Origin of the sequence: Actinoplanes sp. NPDC048796 (assembly GCF_040650035.1) — a bacterium.
GTDB lineage: Bacteria > Actinomycetota > Actinomycetes > Mycobacteriales > Micromonosporaceae > Actinoplanes.
Window position 1 is genome coordinate 178,340 of record NZ_JBEZGO010000012.1, and the last position, 16,375, is coordinate 194,714.

Annotated in this window: 15 protein-coding genes and 1 pseudogene; 11 read left to right on the plus strand and 5 right to left on the minus strand. The window is 71.9% G+C overall.

Features of this window, described 5'->3' with window-relative positions:
• Window positions 1–10: 10 nt before the first annotated feature.
• From AB0C26_RS36260 to AB0C26_RS36270, 3 genes are all read left to right on the plus strand, one after another.
• Complete coding sequence (locus AB0C26_RS36260) at window positions 11–736, plus strand: GntR family transcriptional regulator (protein WP_360256974.1); 726 nt, start codon at window positions 11–13, stop codon at window positions 734–736.
• A gap of 87 nt (window positions 737–823) precedes the next feature.
• Complete coding sequence (locus tag AB0C26_RS36265) at window positions 824–1,387, plus strand: DJ-1/PfpI family protein (protein WP_360256977.1); 564 nt, start codon at window positions 824–826, stop codon at window positions 1,385–1,387.
• Window positions 1,384–2,193, plus strand: a complete 810-nt coding sequence (locus AB0C26_RS36270; RefSeq protein ID WP_360256980.1) for an alpha/beta hydrolase — start codon at window positions 1,384–1,386, stop codon at window positions 2,191–2,193. Before AB0C26_RS36265 ends, AB0C26_RS36270 begins: the two co-directional genes overlap by 4 nt.
• On the opposite strand, the gene AB0C26_RS36275 is transcribed toward AB0C26_RS36270, so the two are convergent.
• Window positions 2,159–3,421 (minus strand): FAD-dependent oxidoreductase, encoded by a 1,263-nt coding sequence (locus tag AB0C26_RS36275; protein ID WP_360256982.1) that lies wholly within the window; start codon window positions 3,419–3,421, stop codon window positions 2,159–2,161. The two genes, AB0C26_RS36270 and AB0C26_RS36275, sit on opposite strands and share 35 nt — an antisense overlap.
• A 100-nt stretch (window positions 3,422–3,521) precedes the next feature.
• Between AB0C26_RS36275 and AB0C26_RS36280 the strand changes: the two genes are divergently transcribed.
• From AB0C26_RS36280 to AB0C26_RS36295, 4 genes and pseudogenes are all read left to right on the plus strand, one after another.
• A complete protein-coding gene (locus AB0C26_RS36280) occupies window positions 3,522–6,293 on the plus strand; it encodes an AAA family ATPase (protein ID WP_360256985.1) in 2,772 nt (923 codons plus the stop codon).
• The gene (locus AB0C26_RS36285) at window positions 6,290–7,300 is read left to right on the plus strand and encodes an ABC transporter substrate-binding protein (protein WP_360256987.1); all 1,011 of its coding nucleotides are present in this window, start codon (window positions 6,290–6,292) and stop codon (window positions 7,298–7,300) included. Before AB0C26_RS36280 ends, AB0C26_RS36285 begins: the two co-directional genes overlap by 4 nt.
• A gap of 175 nt (window positions 7,301–7,475) precedes the next feature.
• Window positions 7,476–8,006 (plus strand): annotated as a pseudogene (locus AB0C26_RS36290) (ABC transporter permease subunit); the annotation flags it as partial.
• 125 nt (window positions 8,007–8,131) lie between these two features.
• Entirely contained in the window at window positions 8,132–8,866 is a 735-nt protein-coding gene (locus AB0C26_RS36295) for an ABC transporter ATP-binding protein (RefSeq protein WP_360256989.1), read from the plus strand.
• A 166-nt stretch (window positions 8,867–9,032) separates the two neighbouring features.
• Here the strand turns inward: AB0C26_RS36295 and AB0C26_RS36300 are convergent, their stop codons facing one another.
• From AB0C26_RS36300 to AB0C26_RS36315, 4 genes are all read right to left on the minus strand, one after another.
• Window positions 9,033–9,284, minus strand: coding sequence for a hypothetical protein (locus AB0C26_RS36300; RefSeq protein ID WP_360256991.1), 252 nt, complete (start codon window positions 9,282–9,284; stop codon window positions 9,033–9,035).
• Window positions 9,285–9,348: 64 nt separating this feature from the next.
• Window positions 9,349–10,098 (minus strand): hypothetical protein, encoded by a 750-nt coding sequence (locus AB0C26_RS36305; RefSeq protein WP_360256993.1) that lies wholly within the window; start codon window positions 10,096–10,098, stop codon window positions 9,349–9,351.
• The gene (locus AB0C26_RS36310) at window positions 10,091–10,591 is read right to left on the minus strand and encodes a SigE family RNA polymerase sigma factor (protein ID WP_360256995.1); all 501 of its coding nucleotides are present in this window, start codon (window positions 10,589–10,591) and stop codon (window positions 10,091–10,093) included. Before AB0C26_RS36310 ends, AB0C26_RS36305 begins: the two co-directional genes overlap by 8 nt.
• Window positions 10,588–11,202, minus strand: coding sequence for an EamA family transporter (locus AB0C26_RS36315; protein ID WP_360256997.1), 615 nt, complete (start codon window positions 11,200–11,202; stop codon window positions 10,588–10,590). The genes AB0C26_RS36310 and AB0C26_RS36315 overlap by 4 nt, the downstream gene beginning before the upstream one ends.
• 174 nt (window positions 11,203–11,376) lie before the next feature.
• Here AB0C26_RS36315 and AB0C26_RS36320 point away from each other — a divergent pair, with 174 nt between their 5' ends.
• The 4 genes from AB0C26_RS36320 to AB0C26_RS36335 all read left to right on the plus strand — a co-directional run bounded on the left by AB0C26_RS36320 (window position 11,377) and on the right by AB0C26_RS36335 (window position 16,307).
• Window positions 11,377–11,874, plus strand: coding sequence for a MarR family winged helix-turn-helix transcriptional regulator (locus AB0C26_RS36320; protein WP_360256999.1), 498 nt, complete (start codon window positions 11,377–11,379; stop codon window positions 11,872–11,874).
• Window positions 11,875–12,011: 137 nt separating this feature from the next.
• Window positions 12,012–13,478, plus strand: a complete 1,467-nt coding sequence (locus AB0C26_RS36325; RefSeq protein ID WP_360257001.1) for a cellulase family glycosylhydrolase — start codon at window positions 12,012–12,014, stop codon at window positions 13,476–13,478.
• A gap of 286 nt (window positions 13,479–13,764) precedes the next feature.
• On the plus strand, window positions 13,765–15,153 hold the full coding sequence (locus AB0C26_RS36330) for a non-reducing end alpha-L-arabinofuranosidase family hydrolase (protein WP_360257004.1): 1,389 nt from the start codon (window positions 13,765–13,767) through the stop codon (window positions 15,151–15,153).
• A 17-nt stretch (window positions 15,154–15,170) separates the two neighbouring features.
• On the plus strand, window positions 15,171–16,307 hold the full coding sequence (locus AB0C26_RS36335; protein WP_360257007.1) for a cellulose binding domain-containing protein: 1,137 nt from the start codon (window positions 15,171–15,173) through the stop codon (window positions 16,305–16,307).
• The last annotated feature ends 68 nt before the right edge of the window (window positions 16,308–16,375 follow it).

Consider the following 16,375-nt stretch of genomic DNA (forward strand, 5'->3'; position numbering starts at 1 on the left):
CTCTCGTCACATGGACGACGAAGCGACGATCGTGCGGGGACGCCGGCCCATGACGGACGCGATGCCGCCCGGGCGATCGGGCGGCCGGCTGGCCGACGAGGTGTACGACACGCTGCTCGGGCAGCTGATGTCGCTACGGATCGAGCCCGGCTCCCGGGTCACGATCGACGTCCTGGCGCGCGAGCTGGGGGTCTCGCAGACGCCGATCCGCGACGCCCTCAACCGCATGGAGGCCGAGGGCCTGGTCGTCCGGGTCCCCCACGCCGGATATCGGATCCCGCCCCAGATCACCCGTCACCGGTTCGAGGACATGCTCGAGGTACGCCTTCTGCTCGAACCGGCCGCGGCGCGCCGATCCGCCGAGCGGGCCTCGCCGGAGCAGGTGGCCGTCCTGCGGCGGATGCTGGCCGAGATGGCGGAACTGGAGGGGAGCAGCGGGCCCATGGCCTACGGCGCCTTCGGCCTGCGGGACGCCGCTTTTCACGACCTCGTCGCGCTGAGCGCGGAGAACGAGGTCATCCGGGAAACGCTCGCCCGCCTGCACAGTCACGTGCACCTCTTCCGGCTCCACCACGACACCCAGGTCACCCACCTGGCCATGGACGAGCACGAGCAGGTGGTGGCCGCGATCGCCGCGCGGGACCCCGACGCCGCCGCCTACGCGATGCGCCGGCACATCCTGCGGTCCGGCGAGCGTTTCCGGCGGCTGTTCGACGCGACCGCGGTAGAGGCTTGACGGGCGGGCCGGGCCGGGGAATATTGCTTCCATCGGATCGGATCGGATTGGATTTACCTCACCGTAACCGGATGCGAGGAGAAGCAGGTGCCCAGAGCACTGCTCCTGACCGGCGATGCCGCCGAGGAGCTCGACACCATGTATCCCTACTACCGCGTGCAGGAGGGCGGCTGGGACGTCGACGTCTCGTCCCGGACGATGCGCGACATCCAGCTGGTCATCCACGAGTTCGACCCCAACTCCGACGCGTACGTGGAGAAGAACGGCCGGAAGCTGCCGGTCGACGTGCCCTGGGCCGAGGTCGACGTCGAGCGCTATGACGCCCTGATCATCCCCGGCGGACGTGCCCCCGAGTGGATCCGGGTCGACGCCGACGTCAGGCGCATAACCGAGCACTTCTTCGCGCGCAACCTGCCCATCGCGCTGGTGTGCCACGGCGCCCAGGTGCCGGCGGTGTACGGGCTGTTGAAGGGCCGCAAGACGGCGTGCTTCCCGCCCATCACCGGCGACATGGAGAACGCGGGCGCGACGGTCATCGACGCCCCCGACGTGGTGGACGGCAACCTCGTCTCCTGCCGGGGATGGCCCGACATGCCGCAGTTCGGCCGGGCCATGATGGAGCTGTTCGCGAAGTCCGCCGACTCCCGGTGACGGCACTTCGGACCGTCACCGTCGACGGATCCGCCGTCCACGTCATGGAAAGCGGCACCGGGCCCACGGTGCTGATGCTGCACGGCTCCGGGCCCGGCACGACAGGATCCGGCGCCTGGGCGACGACGGCTCAGGCGCTCGGCCCGTCCCGGCACCTGGTGGCTCCCGATCAGGCGGGCTTCGGCCGGACGCCTCTGCCGGCGGGCTCCAGGGGAGGGCTCCGCACGTGGACGGCACAGGCCGCGGGCCTGATGGACGCCCTCGGCGCCGAGAGGTACGCCGTGGTGGGTCACTCCATGGGCGGCGCGGTCGCGCTGGCGCTGGCGGCCGCGCGCCCGCGGCAGGTCACCCGTGTCGTGGCGGTCTCGACCATGGGCGCCCCCGGGGCGCCCCTCTCGGCCGACCTCGACGCGGTCTGGGCCGCCCCGCCCGGCGAGGAGGGAGCGCGAGACATGCTGAGCCGCCTCTTCCACGACCAGGCTCTCGTCACCGACGCGGCTGTCGACGCCCGTGCCACCGCCATGCGAGCGGGCGCGGCGGCGTTCGCCTCGCTGTTCCCTCCACCTCGGACACAATGGGCCGACGACCTGACCCTCCCGGCGCGGACGCTGACCGAAATCCGCGCACCCGTACTGCTCATCCACGGCGCCGAGGACCGGCTCACCCCCCTCGGGACGGCCGCCCTGCCCCTGCTCGGCCACCTGGCCGACGTCCGGCTGCACGTCCTCGGCCGATGCGGCCACGTCCCGGCGATCGAGCACCCCGACGAGTTCAGACGACTCCTGTCGTGCTTCCTCGACGGCTAGCCCGCTGGAAGATCTCCGCGGCCCGGGCGGCCACGTCGTCGTCGGATCCGGACCAGATCCGGTCGAGCCACGGGCCGGCGAACAGGCCCACGATCGTCGGCACGCCGTCGGCCTCGGTGGCGTCCAGCCACTCGCTCACGCACGTCGCCTCCGGGCCGTGGACCCGGTAGTAGCCCGCCGGGTGCACCGGCCAGAACCGGTGGTCGAAGCGCAGCACCACCTTCTCCACCCGTCCGGCGCCGAGCCGTTCCAGCGCCGTCCGATGTGGCGGCGGAAGCGGCGGCTCGAATTCGATCCGTCCCTGTTTGAGGACCGGCAGCGGCACCGTGACGATCACCGCGTCGAACGCCTCCTCGAAGCCGTCGGCGACGAGGGTGACCTCGTGCTCGCCGATCCGTACCGAGCGCACCGGCCGCTCCAGCCGCACGTCCAGGCGCTCGGCGAGGTGGTCGGCCAGCAGCCGGTAACTGCCGACGATCCAGCGGTCGCCCTCACCCACCCCCGGCTCGAAGCCGTGTCTCGCGCTCAGCCAGGCCAGTGGAGCGCCCGAGTCCATCACGATCTCGGCGTCCACCAGCCGCAGGATCTCGTCCGCCGTGAACGGCGCCGGATCCCGAAGCCATTGCTCCACAACGTCGGCGATCGCGTCCTGTGGTGACGCCCGCTCCAGCCGGGCCCGCAATTCACGCTCCAGCCCGCCCGGAGCGCCGGCCGAGGGCGACCCCAGCACGAGCGGATCGCCGAAGTCGGTGGCGATGACCGGCAGGCTGAGCTCTTCCGCGATCCGGGCCAGCGCGTTGCCGTCGTACTGCTGCAGCCAATTGGCCCCCAGGTCGAACGTGAATCCGTCAAGGTCGACCCCGTACGCCCGCCCGCCGATCCGGCCCCGGGCCTCCCAGACCTCGGTCCGCACCCCGTACCCGGTGAGTGTCCGGGCCGCCCCGAGTCCGGCCATCCCGGCCCCGACGACGGCGACCCGGCGGTGGCCGGCTTCGGCGGCCCAGGTGGCGGCGCCGACGCCTTGCTCGTACGCGCCGTGCGTCATCCCGGCCCGGCTCGGGTGGGTCGCCTCCCCGGCGATCCGCAGCCGATCACCGACCGGCACACCGAGGGCGACGCGGTCCGCCGGCGACCCGCCGCGCCCGATGAGACTCCACGATCCGAGAGCCCAGGGGTCGTCGCCCCACCGGGAGACGAGCGAAGCGGTGAGGCGCGGATTCTGCGTCATGCGCGCAGCCTAGGCCCAAGGTCGCGACTTCCCGACGTCCCCGGCGCACGTCACAGTCGCGTGGGCAGACCACTAGCAAGAGAGCCTTTATGCTGGCCAGGTGTTCGGCGACACCGTACAGCTGCACGGCCGGGACGACGAGCTTCGCGAGTTGGACCGACTCCGCGAGAGCGTGCGTGGCGGTCAGAGTGCCGCCTTGGTCATCCGCGGCGAGGCCGGCATGGGCAAGACCGCGCTTCTGCGGTACGCGGCCCAGCGCGCGCTTCCGGATTTCCGCGTCGCCCGGATCGCCGGTGTGGAGTCCGAGGCCGAACTGCCGTACGCGGGACTGCACCAGTTCTGCGCGCCCATGCTCGGACACCTCGACGCGCTGGCCGAACCTCAGCAGTCGGCGCTGAGCGTCGCGTTCGGGCTCACCGGCGGGGCCGCGCCGGATCGTTTCCTGGTCGGCCTGGCCACCCTGAGCCTGCTCGCCGAGGTGGCCGCCGCCCGGCCCCTGATGTGCCTGATCGACGACGTGCAATGGCTGGACGCGGCGTCGAGCGACATCCTCGGCTTCGTCGCCCGCCGGCTGGCCGCGGAGTCGGTGGCCATGGTGTTCGCCGCGCGTGACGGTGCGGCCGGGGCGAATCTGGGCCGGCTCACCGGCCTGCCGGTGATGACCCTGAGCGGCGTGTCCGGTGAGGACGCGCGGGCCCTGCTGGCCACCGTGGTGCCGGGAAGGCTCGACCCGGGCGTCTGCGATCGCGTCGTGGCCGAGACGGGCGGCAACCCCCTCGCGCTGCTGGAGCTGCCCCGCGGCATGAGCCCGGCCGAGCTCGCCGCCGGGTTCGGGCCGACCGCCGGCGGGGCCGTGGCCGATGTGGAGAGCCATTACGCCGTACGGCTGAGCCGGCTGCCCGAGCCGACGCGCCGGCTCATGCTGCTGGCCGCCGCCGACGGCGCCGGGGACGTGCCGACCGTCTGGCGGGCCGCGGCCGTCCTCGGCATCGGGTTCGAGGCCGCCTGGCCCGAGGTGACCGACGGGCTGTTCGAGATCGGCGCCGAGGTCCGGTTCCGTCATCCCCTGGTCCGGTCGGCCGTGTACCGGTCGGCGTCCGTGGAACAGCGCCGGGCCGCACACCGGGCGCTGGCCGAGGCCACCGACGCCGCTGTCCACCCGGACCGCCGGGCCTGGCACCGCGCCCAGGCCAGCGCGGGCCCCGACGAGGAGGTCGCGGCCGAGCTCGAGCGCAGCGCCACCCGGGCCCAGGCGCGAGGCGGGTTCGCGGCGGCCGCCGCGTTGCTGGACCGCTCGGCCGATCTGACCCCCGAGGCCACCGTCCGGTTCGAACGCCGGCTGGCGGCCGTGCGGTCGCACCTGCGCGCCGGCACGTTCGACACCGCGCGGGCCCTGCTGGCGGCGGCCGAGTCGGAGGTGCCCGACGATCTGGGCGGGGCTCGCGTTGCGCTGCTGCGCGGGCAGGTGGCGTCGGCGTCCGACGCCGGCGGCGACGCCCCGCTGCAACTTCTCGAGGCGGCCCGGCGGCTGGAACGGCTGGACACCCCGCTCTCCCGCCGGACCTACTCCGACGCCTGGGAGGCCGCGCTGTTCGCGGGTCATCTCGCCCGGGCCGGCGGCGACCTGCTCGAGGTGTCCAAGGCGGCCCGGTCGGGTCCCCAGCCGGACGTTCCGCTGCGCCCGTTCGGCCGCATGCTGGAAGGGCTGCTCGTGCTGGTCACCGACGGCCGGCGGGCCGCGGAGCCGATGTTCCGCGAGGCGCTCGACGCCCTGCTCGCCGGCGACGTTCCCGACGACAACTGGCTGCACCACGCGGGCATGGCCGCGACGGCGGCGACGGCCATCTGGGACCTGGACAGTTGTAGCGCGGTGCACAGCCGGCACGTCGCGCTGGCCCGCGAGCTGGGCGCGCTGGCCGTCCTGCCGAGCCCGCTGAACGGAATGGCCATGATCGCCACGTGGCGGGGCGACTTCGAGGCGGCGGCCCGGCTGGCCGCCGAGCACGACGCGGTCAAGGAGGCGACGGGGATCAGGATCGCGCCGTACGGGGCCATGCTGCTCGCCGGCTACCGGGGACAGCCGAAGGACGCGTCGGCGCTGATCGCGGCGAGCACCGAGGACGCGATCAGCCGCGGCGAGGGGCTGGGCGTGGACCACGCACGATGGTGCACCGCGATCTTGAACAACGGCCTGGGACGGTACCGGGAGGCGATGGCCGCCGCCCGGCCCGCCGATCCGAGCGCGCCCGGACTGCTCATGGCCACCTGGATGCTGCCCGAGCGCGTCGAGGCGGCGGTCCGGTGCGGGGAACGGGCTGTGGCCCTCGCGGCCGTGGCCGAGTTCGAGTCGACCGCCCACCCCGGTGAGCACGGCTGGGGCCGGGGCCTCGCGGCGCGCTCGCGGGCCCTGGTCAGCGACGGGGACGTGGCGGACGGTCTCTTCCGGGAGGCGATCGACGAACTGGGCCGAGCCGGGGTCCGCGCCGAGCAGGCCCGGGCGCGGCTCGTGTACGGCGAATGGCTCGCCGGTGAGAACCGGCGCGACGAGGCCCGGGAACACCTGCGGACAGCTCACGACATGTTCGTGGCGATGTCGGCCGACGGCTTCGCCGAGCGGGCGCGCCGCGGGCTTCTCGCGACCGGGGAGTACGTACGCCGCACCCCGGCCGGCAACCGCGCCGAGCTGACACCCCAGGAGCTGCACATCGCGCATCCCGCCCGTGACGGCCGCACCAACCCCGACATCGCGGGCGAGCTGTACATCAGCGCCCGCACGGTGGAGTGGCATCTGCGCAAGGTGTTCGTCAAGCTGGGGATCACCTCACGGCGCGAGCTCGAAGAGGCGTTGCCGAGCCGGACCCCGCCGATATGAGCAATCGCGTGATGGCGACCGCGTCGTCCGTACGCCGGGTCGTCGTGCTTCTCGTGCTCCTGGCCACCCTGCCGGGGATCGCCGGCTGCGGCGGCTCCCGGGACAGCACGGCCGTCTCCTACGGAGGCGTCCGGGACCAGGGCTCCAGCGGGTACGCCGTGGCCGAGCTCGAGGGCTTCTACGCCCGGCAGGGGCTGACCTTCTCGCCGGCGTGGGCGACGTCCGGGACGGTGCTCCTGCAGGGACTGGTCAGTGGGGACTTCGACGTGGCCAACCTCGGCCCGGCGCAGCTCTACGACGCCATCGGGAACGGGGCCTGCGCCCGGGTGCTCCGGCCGACCCAGGGCGCGGGCTACGGGGTGATCGCGCAGCCGGGCCTGCACCTCGACACCACCCGGCCCTACCCCGGCGTCCTCACCCAGCTGCGCGGCCGGACGGTCGGGGTGCCCGCGCGCGGCGCCGCCCAGGAACTCGTGCTCCGGTCGCTGCTGGCCGAGGCCGGCCTGAACCCGGACACCGACGTCACGTGGGTGGCGATCGGCGGGGGCGCGGCCGCCGCGTCCCTCTTCGCGTCCGGGAAGGTGGACGCGGCGATGTCCTATTCGCTGCTCGAGACGAACCTCACGACCGGTGGCACCGCCTTCGACAAGCTGGTGGATCTGGCCGGCCCGGCCGGCCCGCTGGGGGCGTTCTGGCAGACGGTCGCCGTCGCGAACTGCGGCTGGGCCGACCGTCATCCGGACACGGTGATGAAGTTCTGCCACGCGCTCAACCAGGGACTCGAGGCGCTCGCGCGGGAGCCGGAGGCGGGGCCGCGGGCCTTCACCTGGCTCGGCCTCGGCTCGGACCCCGGCCGGGCGAAAACCCTGTGGGACAGGTACAAGTCACCGGTCGTGGACATCCCGCCGCTCGACGAGGGGAACTGGAATCATCAGGCGAAATTCACTGCCGGCGGCCGGGCGCCCGACTTCGCGGAACATGTGGTCGACGGGTGCGCGACGGCGTGACCTGAGGGTGTGGCTGTGGCGCGCCGCGGTGCCGCTCATCGCGGTGGCGCTGTGGCAGCTCGTGTACCAGCTCGACGTCACGAGCCGCGCCCTGCTGCCCAGCCCGCACGCCGTCTGGGACGCCGGGCTGCGGTTGCACCACTCCGCCGCCCTGTGGCCGAACCTGTGGTCGACCATGAGCGCGGCCCTCGCCGCGCTCGCGCTGTCGGCCCTCGCCGGCGTCCCGGCGGGAATCCTGCTCGGTATGCTGCCGCGCACGTGGTCCGTGCTGGCGCCGTACCTCAACGCGGTGAACAGCATGCCCCGGATCGCCCTGGCCCCGGTGTTCTTCGTCGCGCTGGGCATCGGGCAGGGCTCCAAGGTCGCGCTCGGCTTCAGCATCGCCGTCTTCGTGTTCCTGATGAACGCGCGCATCGGCGTGGTCAGCGCCGACGAGGACCATCTCAGGGTGTACGCCGTCCTGGGCGCCTCCCGATGGCAGCTGTTCCACAAGCTCTATGTGCCGGTCGCCCTCCCGGCCATCTTCACCGCCCTGCGGCTGGGCATCGTCTTCGCGCTGCTCGGCGTGGTCGGCTCCGAGATCATCGCGTCCCGGGCCGGCGTGGGCCAGCTGATCACGACGTACTCGGCGACGCTGTCGATGGCCGAGGTCTACGCGCTTCTGATCGTCCTGGCGGCCTTCACGTCCCTGCTCACCCTGCTCGCCGGCACCCTCGAAGCCACCCTGCTCGGGCGGCGGCGGCGGGGCCGGCCGTCCGTACCGGACAAAGCATTCCTACGGAGAAGAGACCGCGTACGGACCGGCCTCCGGTACGCCTGCGCTCGGTCACAGTGCGGTTCCCGGACGACGGGCCGGCGCCACACCCCGTACTCGACAATCTGTCCCTTGACGTTCCCGACGGCCAATTCATCGCCATCGTCGGCGCCAGCGGCGTCGGTAAGTCGACGCTGCTCAACGTCGTCGCGGGGCTCGCCCCGGTCGCGTCGGGAAGCGCCACGGTCTTCGGCCGCCCGCCACGAGCCGGACGTCCGGACGTCGGCTACATGTTCGCGCGCGACGCGCTCCTGCCCTGGCGCACCGCACGCCGCAACGTCGAGCTGGGCCCGGAACTGCGGGGCGACCCGGCGCTGACCAGACAGGAGCAGGCCCTTCAACTGCTTGATCTCGTACGCCTGTCCGCCGCCGCCGAGAAGTACCCGTCCCAGCTGTCGCAGGGCATGCGCCAGCGGGTGGCGCTGGCCCGGACCCTCGCCGGCGACCCCGACCTGCTGCTGATGGACGAGCCGTTCGCCGCGCTGGACGCCCTGACCCGCTCATCCCTGCGGGACATGCTGCTCGACATCTGGGACGACGGGGCCCACCGCAAAACCGTCCTGTTCGTGACCCACGACCTCACCGAGGCCCTGCTGCTGGCCGACCGCGTCGTCACCCTCGCCGACGGCGTCATCCGCACCGACGTGCGAGTGCCGTACGGCCGACCCCGAGACCAGCGAACCCTGATGGCGCGAGCGGACTACCGAGCCCTGTACGACCGCCTCCACGCCGACCTCACCACCACCGGCTGACCACCAGCCCTTCACTGTGTTCCGAGAGGCGGCTCGACTTCGCCCCGGCCGTCTACGGGCGGCCGGAGCTGACCGATCTCCCTCGCCGCTCCGGAACCGCCCCTCGACACCGCCCAGCCGGACGGACGGGCGTACCAGATCGAGACCTTCGAACTGCAGGCCGACCTCAAGCGGCGGGCACGCCGATGGACAACGCCCACCGGTCGCCGGCCCGGTGTGGCCCCCACCCGCACTTCAAGCCAGCCTTCGCCGGCCAGTTTGCGGCGCTCCAGCACCAGCCCCGGAACAGCCTGGGGCCGGCGATGGCGTCCGCCCACACCTTGATCTCCTCGGGCGAGGACACCAGGCCCTCAGCCAGCAGGAGACGCTCCAGCTCACCGGTGACCTCGGCCGCCGGACCGGTAACAGTTCTCGACATCGGTGATCTCGTCCGTGTTCGGCTTGACGAGCGAGACTAGCCGCCGTGGCCCTCGATGGGGGTGTCAGGGGTAGAGGGTGAGGTCGGCGGAGCCGGCGATCGCGGTCAGCCGGGCCACGGTCGGCAGGGCGGCCGGGCGGCCGATCACGACCGCGCTGACGAGGGTGTCGTCGGGGCGGTAGACGGTCACGCTGCGCTGGTAGGTGCCGCCGGTGTGGGGGTTGAGGTCGGACATGGCGATCCGGTCACCGCCCAGGTCCGTACGCGTGCAGGACGGGCCGTCGGAGGCCAGGCAGTGCGGTGTCGCGTCGGACGACTCGGCGGCTTTGACCAGGATGACCAGGGAGACCTCGGCTTTCCCCGCGCCCAGCCAGGCCGTTGTCTGATAGGTCGCGGCCTGCCGGTTCCACCAGAACTCCACGCGGTCACAGCCCGATCCGGCCCTCGGGTGAGCGCCGTCCGGCAGCAGCGGCGTCAGCGCGGCGGTCAGGCGCCGGGCCGCGGTGTCGTGGCCCTCCGGCAGGGGGCGCAAGGGCCGGGGAGTCCGGGCGGCTCCGCCCATTCCGTTCGTGGGATGCGGGCAGGGTGCCGGCGTCGAGGCGACCGGCGTCACCGGGGTGGGTGCGGGCCGGTCCGGTGGCCGCGCCACCCACGCGACGCCGGCCACCACGGTGACAACGGTCAGCAGGGCTCCGGCAGCGGCGGCTCGCCGGGTCTGGCGGCGGCGCTCACCCTGGATCAACCGGTCGAGGTCGATGCCCGTCGGGGGCGGGTTGTCCGTCGCGCCGCGCAGCATGGCCGACAGGTCATCCATGGCTGGTCATCCCTTCGCTGGAGGCGCCCAGAATGTCGCGGAGAGTCTGCAACGCTCGTGCGGTCTGGCTCTTCACCGTGCCGGGCGTGCAGTCGAGTTCGATGGCGGTCTGCTCGACCGACAGGTCACAGAAATAGCGGAGCACCAGCACCGCCCGGCGGCGCGGCGGGAGCTTGGCCAGGGCGGCGACGATCTCCGCGCGCTCGACCGCGGGAACCCCGGTGTCGGTACGGGGTGATTCCGGCAGCCGGTCCCAGGAGACCTCACGCCGCCACGGCCGGCGCCGCTCGTCGAGCAGGCAGCGCAGCAACACCCGCCGCATGTAGCTGTCCGGATCCTCCATGGCCGACACTCGCCGCCAGTGTCGCAGCAGCTTCAGCAGCGCCGTCGAGACCAGATCGTCGGCCAGATGCCAATCACCGCAGAGAAGATAGGCCGTACGGCGCAGACTGGTCATCCGCGCCGCGACGTAGTCCCGGTAGTCCTCGCTCACCCCAACTCCTCGCCTTGTCCCCACCAAACGGAGCGGGGGTGCGACCGGGTTGCCCGCGCGGGCGAACTCGTCCCGGCGCGGGCCACCCCTCGCGCCCGCGGGTGCGGCACGCCCACCAGGTCCGGCCGCAGCCGCACCCGGACCGGCATGGGAACCATGCCGATCGCGACCACCAGGGGCGCCGACTCCGGCGCCGGGGACCGGCCGGCGAGCACGAGGCCGGCCAGGATCGTCGCACAGGCCACCCCTTCGGTGACGGTGAGGCGCTCGCCGAGCACGGCGATGCTCAGCAACGCGGCGGCCACCGGCTCGCCGAGGCTGAGAGTGCCGGCCACATTGATGCTGACCGAGCGCAATCCCCTGCCGTACAGCACGTACGCCGCCGCGGTGGTGACCACTCCGAGCCAGGCGACGACCGCGACCACCCGTACGTCGGCCAGCTTGGGTACGCCGGTGACCATCGCGGGCGTCAGCACGAGGCCGCCGATCAGCATGCTGGCCCCCGTGCCGGCGTACAGCGAAACGCCCTGACACCGACCTGTTTCGCGGCGGTGTACAGCGCGAACAGCGCACCGGACCAGGCCGGCGCCGAGCGATGGTGATGTTGTCACGAGAGTGGTGGGCTTCCCTGCCTCGGTTACGGATCCGCTGACAAACGGAGTCGGTGGCCGCAGGGGTTGCCCGGCCGGCGAAAAATCTGGTCGGACGAGCGAGTAGGGCCGGGTGGCCTTCCCGGGACGTGGAGATCCGCAAGCTCTGATCGCCTCTGGCCGATACTGGTCGGCATGTCCCCCGAACCCGCTCCCCCGGGCGGCTGGCTCGAGCCCGACCAGCAGCGCGCCTGGCTGGCCTTCATGCGCGTCCAGCTCCGCCTGAACTTCGAGATGAACCGGCAGTTGCAGGCCGACAGCGGCCTGTCGCTGGCGGACTACGACGTGCTGAACGCGCTGTCGAACTCGCCGGGCGGCGGCATGGCCATCACCGCGCTGGCCGCGGTGCTCGGCTGGGAGCGCAGCCGCCTGTCACACCACACCAAACGGATGGCCGGCCGCGGGCTGGTCAGCAGCGGTCTCGCGGCCGCCGACCGCCGGGTGACCGAGGTGTCGCTGACCGCCGAGGGGCGGCGGGCCATCGAGACCGCGGCCCCGGGGCATGTGGAGCTGGTGCGGCGGCTCTTCTTCGACGGGCTGTCGCCCGAGATCGTGCGGTCGTTGAGCGAGACCCTGGAAGCGGTCTACGCCACCATCCTCGACCGTGGATCGCTGCCCCGACCGGGGAATTGACGGCCAGGTCAGGGACGGCCGTCAACGTGCGCGCTCCGCGTTTGCACCGTCACCCGCAACCGGAGGTTCTTGCCCGGTGCGGTGGCGCGACCGACAGGAGGGGTCAATCCGCCGAACCGTGAAGGACTGATCTGTTGATGCGCAAGGCCGCTGTGCTCGCTCTGGGACTCACCACCGCTCTGCTGACGGCCTCGCCGCTGGTGGACGACCGGGCCTCGGCCGCCACCACCGCCGCGCCGACCCTGGCCGGCCGGCTCGCGTCGGTGCAGACCGCCAAGCAGATCAACTACTACCCGTCGGCGAACGGCTGGACGCGGATGTGGACGTCGTTCGACCCGGTCACGATCAACGCCGACCTGGCCAAGGCCCGGGCTCTGGGTGCCGACAGCGTCCGCGCCATCGTCTTCCCCTCGGTGTTCGGCTACCCCACGCCCAAGCCCGAGTACACGAGCAAGCTCGCCCAGTTCGTCACCATGGCCGGCAACAACGGCCTGACCGTCAAACTGACCCTGTTCGATTGGTGGAACGGATACACCGACGTCGCCGGCAGCAGCGCCTGGGCCAGGGCGATCGTCTCGCCCTACCGCGACGACAAGCGGGTCATCTCGATCGGCCTGCAGAACGAACTCGACCCGGCCGATCCGGCGGCCGTGGCCTGGGCCAAGAAGCTCGTCCCGGTGCTGCGCTCGGCCGCGCCGGCCCTGCCGGTGACGATCGCCATGAGCGGGGCCGCGGGCTCGGCCGGCATGGCGAAGATCAAGTCCGCGCTCGCCGCCACGCCGCTGGACTACTACGACTACCACTTCTACGGCAACTCGGAGAACGCCCTGGCCCTGATCCGGCAGGCCCAGGCCGCCGTCGCGCCGGCTCCCCTGGTGCTGGGCGAGACCGGCGTCAGCACCCAGTCGACCAGCGAGGGCGAGCAGGCGGCCTACCTCGCCCGTGTCTTCCAGGCGGCGGCCGTGGCGGGGGTGCGCTCGGTGGCGCCGTGGACCCTCCACGACTTCCGCGCCGGCGCGATCCCCACCTCGGCCGTCGCGAAGATCGCTTCCCAGTACGCCTTCGGGTTGCACCGGACCGACGGCAGCGCGAAGCCGGCCGCCGCGGTGGTCAAGGCGGCCTGGACCGGCACCGCGTACCCGTCGAACGTGCTCGATCCGAGCTTCGAGAACGCGGCCGGTCAGACCCCGTGGAGCACCTACCTGCCCGAGCTCGGCGCGGCGACCAAGGTGCAGGGCACGGCCCGCACCGGCAAGTGGTCGGTCCAGCTCTCCAACACCGGCAAGAACGCGTCCGGCTCACCGTCCTACCGCGTCGCCCCCGTCGCCCCCGTGGTGCCGGGCAAGACGTGGCGGGCCGAGGCCTACGCCCGCGGCACCGCCGCCACCGGCGCCACCCAGGTCGCGCTGAGCTGGTTCGACGTCAACGGCCGCTGGCTCGGCGGCGCCTCCTCGGCCACCCTGCCGACGGGCACCACCGGCTGGACCAAATTGACGGTCAGCTCGGCGGCTCCGGCCGGAGCGGCCGGCCTGCAGGTGCACCTGAAGTCCGGCGACAACAAGGGCACTGTCTGGTTCGACGACGTGACGCTGGCCGCCTCCTAGACAGAGCCATCCGCGTGCCAGGTGCGGCCGTCGTCGTCCGAGACCTCGACCTCGGCCCGGCCGCGACGAGCATCACCTCGTCATCGCCGATTCACCACGATCACAAGACGACAGATCTCCGCCATGTCGCATTTCCGCCGCGTGACCATCTCGCCGGTAACGGCATAACACCTTTTCAAAATATTGATGCAAATAAATCGACTCTTGAGGCCTTGGGAGCGCTCCCGTAATATCCGCGAAATAGCGTTAACGCTAACAAGGCCGTCCCCCCGGTCAGGAGATCCCCATGAATTTCTCAAGAGCGAGCAAGCTCGCCGCGGCGCCGGCCGCCGCGACTCTGCTGGCCGCGACCGCCGTCGCCGTGGCCAACCCCGCCGGCGCCGCCGCGGCCGGCTGCTCGGTGAACTACGCCGTGTCGTCGCAGTGGCAGGGCGGGTTCGGCGCCAGCGTGTCCATCACCAACCTCGGTGACGCGGTGTCGAGCTGGACGCTGACCTGGTCGTACAGCGCCGGGCAAACCGTGACGCAGGCGTGGAACGCGACAGTGACCCAGAGCGGGCCGGCGGTGACCGCGGCGAACGCCAGTTACAACGGGTCGATCGCGACGAACGGCACGGTGTCGTTCGGCTTCAACGGATCCTGGACGAGCGGCAACCCCGTACCGGCCGCCTTCGCCCTCAACGGCGTGACCTGCACCGGCGGCACCGTGCCGACATCCCCGCCGACGACCACTCCCCCGACGACCACACCGCCGCCCGACCCGGGGGAAACCTGCACCCTGCCGTCGAGCTACCGCTGGACCTCGACCGGCCCGCTGGCCGAGCCGAAGAACGGCTGGACGTCGCTCAAGGACTTCACCAACGTCGTCTACAACGGCAAACACCTGGTGTACGCGTCGAACGTGGCCAACGGCTCGTACGGCTCGATGAACTTCGGCCTTTTCACCAACTGGTCGGACATGGCCTCGGCCAGCCAGAACAAGATGAATCAGGGCACCGTGGCGCCGACCCTGCTCTACTTCGCCCCGAAGAACATCTGGGTGCTGGCCTACCAGTGGGGACCCACTTCGTTCAGCTACAAGACGTCGACCGACCCGACCAACGCCAACGGCTGGTCGAGCGCGCAGACGCTGTTCACCGGAACGATCGCCGACGCACCGTACGGCGTCATCGACCAGACGCTCATCGGCGACGGCCAGAACATGTACCTGTTCTTCGCCGGCGACAACGGCCGGATCTACCGGGCCAGCATGCCGATCGGGAACTTCCCGGGCAGCTTCGGCGCGTCCTACACCACGATCATGAGCGATTCCACCAACAACCTGTTCGAGGGCGTCGAGGTCTACAAGGTCGCCGGCCAGAACCAGTACCTGATGCTCGTCGAGGCGATCGGCAGCCAGGGACGCTACTTCCGGTCGTTCACCGCCACGAGCCTCAGCGGTACGTGGACCCCGCAGGCCGCCAGTGAGAGCAACCCGTTCGCGGGCAAGGCCAACAGCGGCGCCACCTGGACCAACGACATCAGCCACGGCGACCTGGTCCGCACCAACCCGGATCAGACCAAGACCGTCGACCCGTGCAACCTCCAGCTGCTCTACCAGGGCAAGAACCCCAACGCCGGCGGCGACTACAACAACCTGCCGTGGCGGCCCGGACTGCTCACCCGTCAGCGCTGACGACCCCGGAGATGACGATGAGACGAACTCTTCTCGGATGGGTCACCGTCGCCGCCGTCGTGCTCGGCGCGACGCCGGCCCAGGCCGCCGTCGGCGGCTCCGGTCCCTACCTCGCCGACTACGAGACCTCGGCCGGCCTGCCCAACCACACCATCTACCGGCCGCAGACCATGCCGGCCGAGCGTCTTCCGCTGTTCGTCTGGGGCAACGGCGGATGCTCGGCCAACGGCCTGTCGCAGAACAACTTCCTCCGCGAGATCGCCTCGCACGGCTTCCTCGCCATCGCCAACGGCGGCCCGAACGCCTCCGGCTCGACCAACTCCTCGATGCTCACCCAATCCATCGACTGGGCGCTGGCCGAGAACTCCCGGGCCGGCAGCAAGTACTACGGCAGGATCGACACCACCAAGATCGCGGTCGGCGGATTCTCCTGCGGGGGCCTGGAGGCGTACGCGGTCTCCAACGACCCGCGGGTCACCACGACCACCATCTTCAGCAGCGGGCTGCTCAACGACGCCGACGACTACCAGCTGCGCCGGCTGACCAAGCCGATCGCGTACTTCGTGGGCGGGCCCAGCGACATCGCCTACCCGAACGCCATGGACGACTGGGGCAAGCTCCCGGCCGGGCTGCCCGCCTTCATGGGCAACCTGAACGTCGGCCACGGCGGCACCTACGACCAGGCCAACGGCGGCGAGTTCGGCCGGGTGGCGGTGCTGTACCTCAAGTGGCGGCTCAAGGGTGACACCACCGCCGGCCGGGCCTTCGTGGGCGCCGGCTGCGGCCTGTGCGGCGGCCAGTGGCAGGTCCAGCAGAAGAACCTGACGCTCGACGGCGACACGCCGCCGCCACCACCCGACTCCACCTGCTCCGCGGTCTACGCGGTGCAGGACCAGTGGAGCGGCGGCTTCGTCGCCACGGTCACCGTCACCGCCGGCGCCTCCGCGATGAACGGCTGGCGCGTCGCGCTGGGCCTGCCGAGCGGAGCCTCGATCAGCTCCCTGTGGAACGGCGTCGCCACCGGCGCCACCGGCACCGTCACCGTGGCCAACCAGAGTTACAACGGCCGGCTGGCCGCCGGCCAGAGCACGAGCTTCGGCCTGCAGGGCACCGGCAACGGCGGCGGCGCCACAGCCACCTGCGCCGCCGGCTGACGCTCGGCGACTCCACGAATTTCGCCGATCACCCTCAGGAGCCGGGCCGAGGTGCCAGCCTGCTCCTG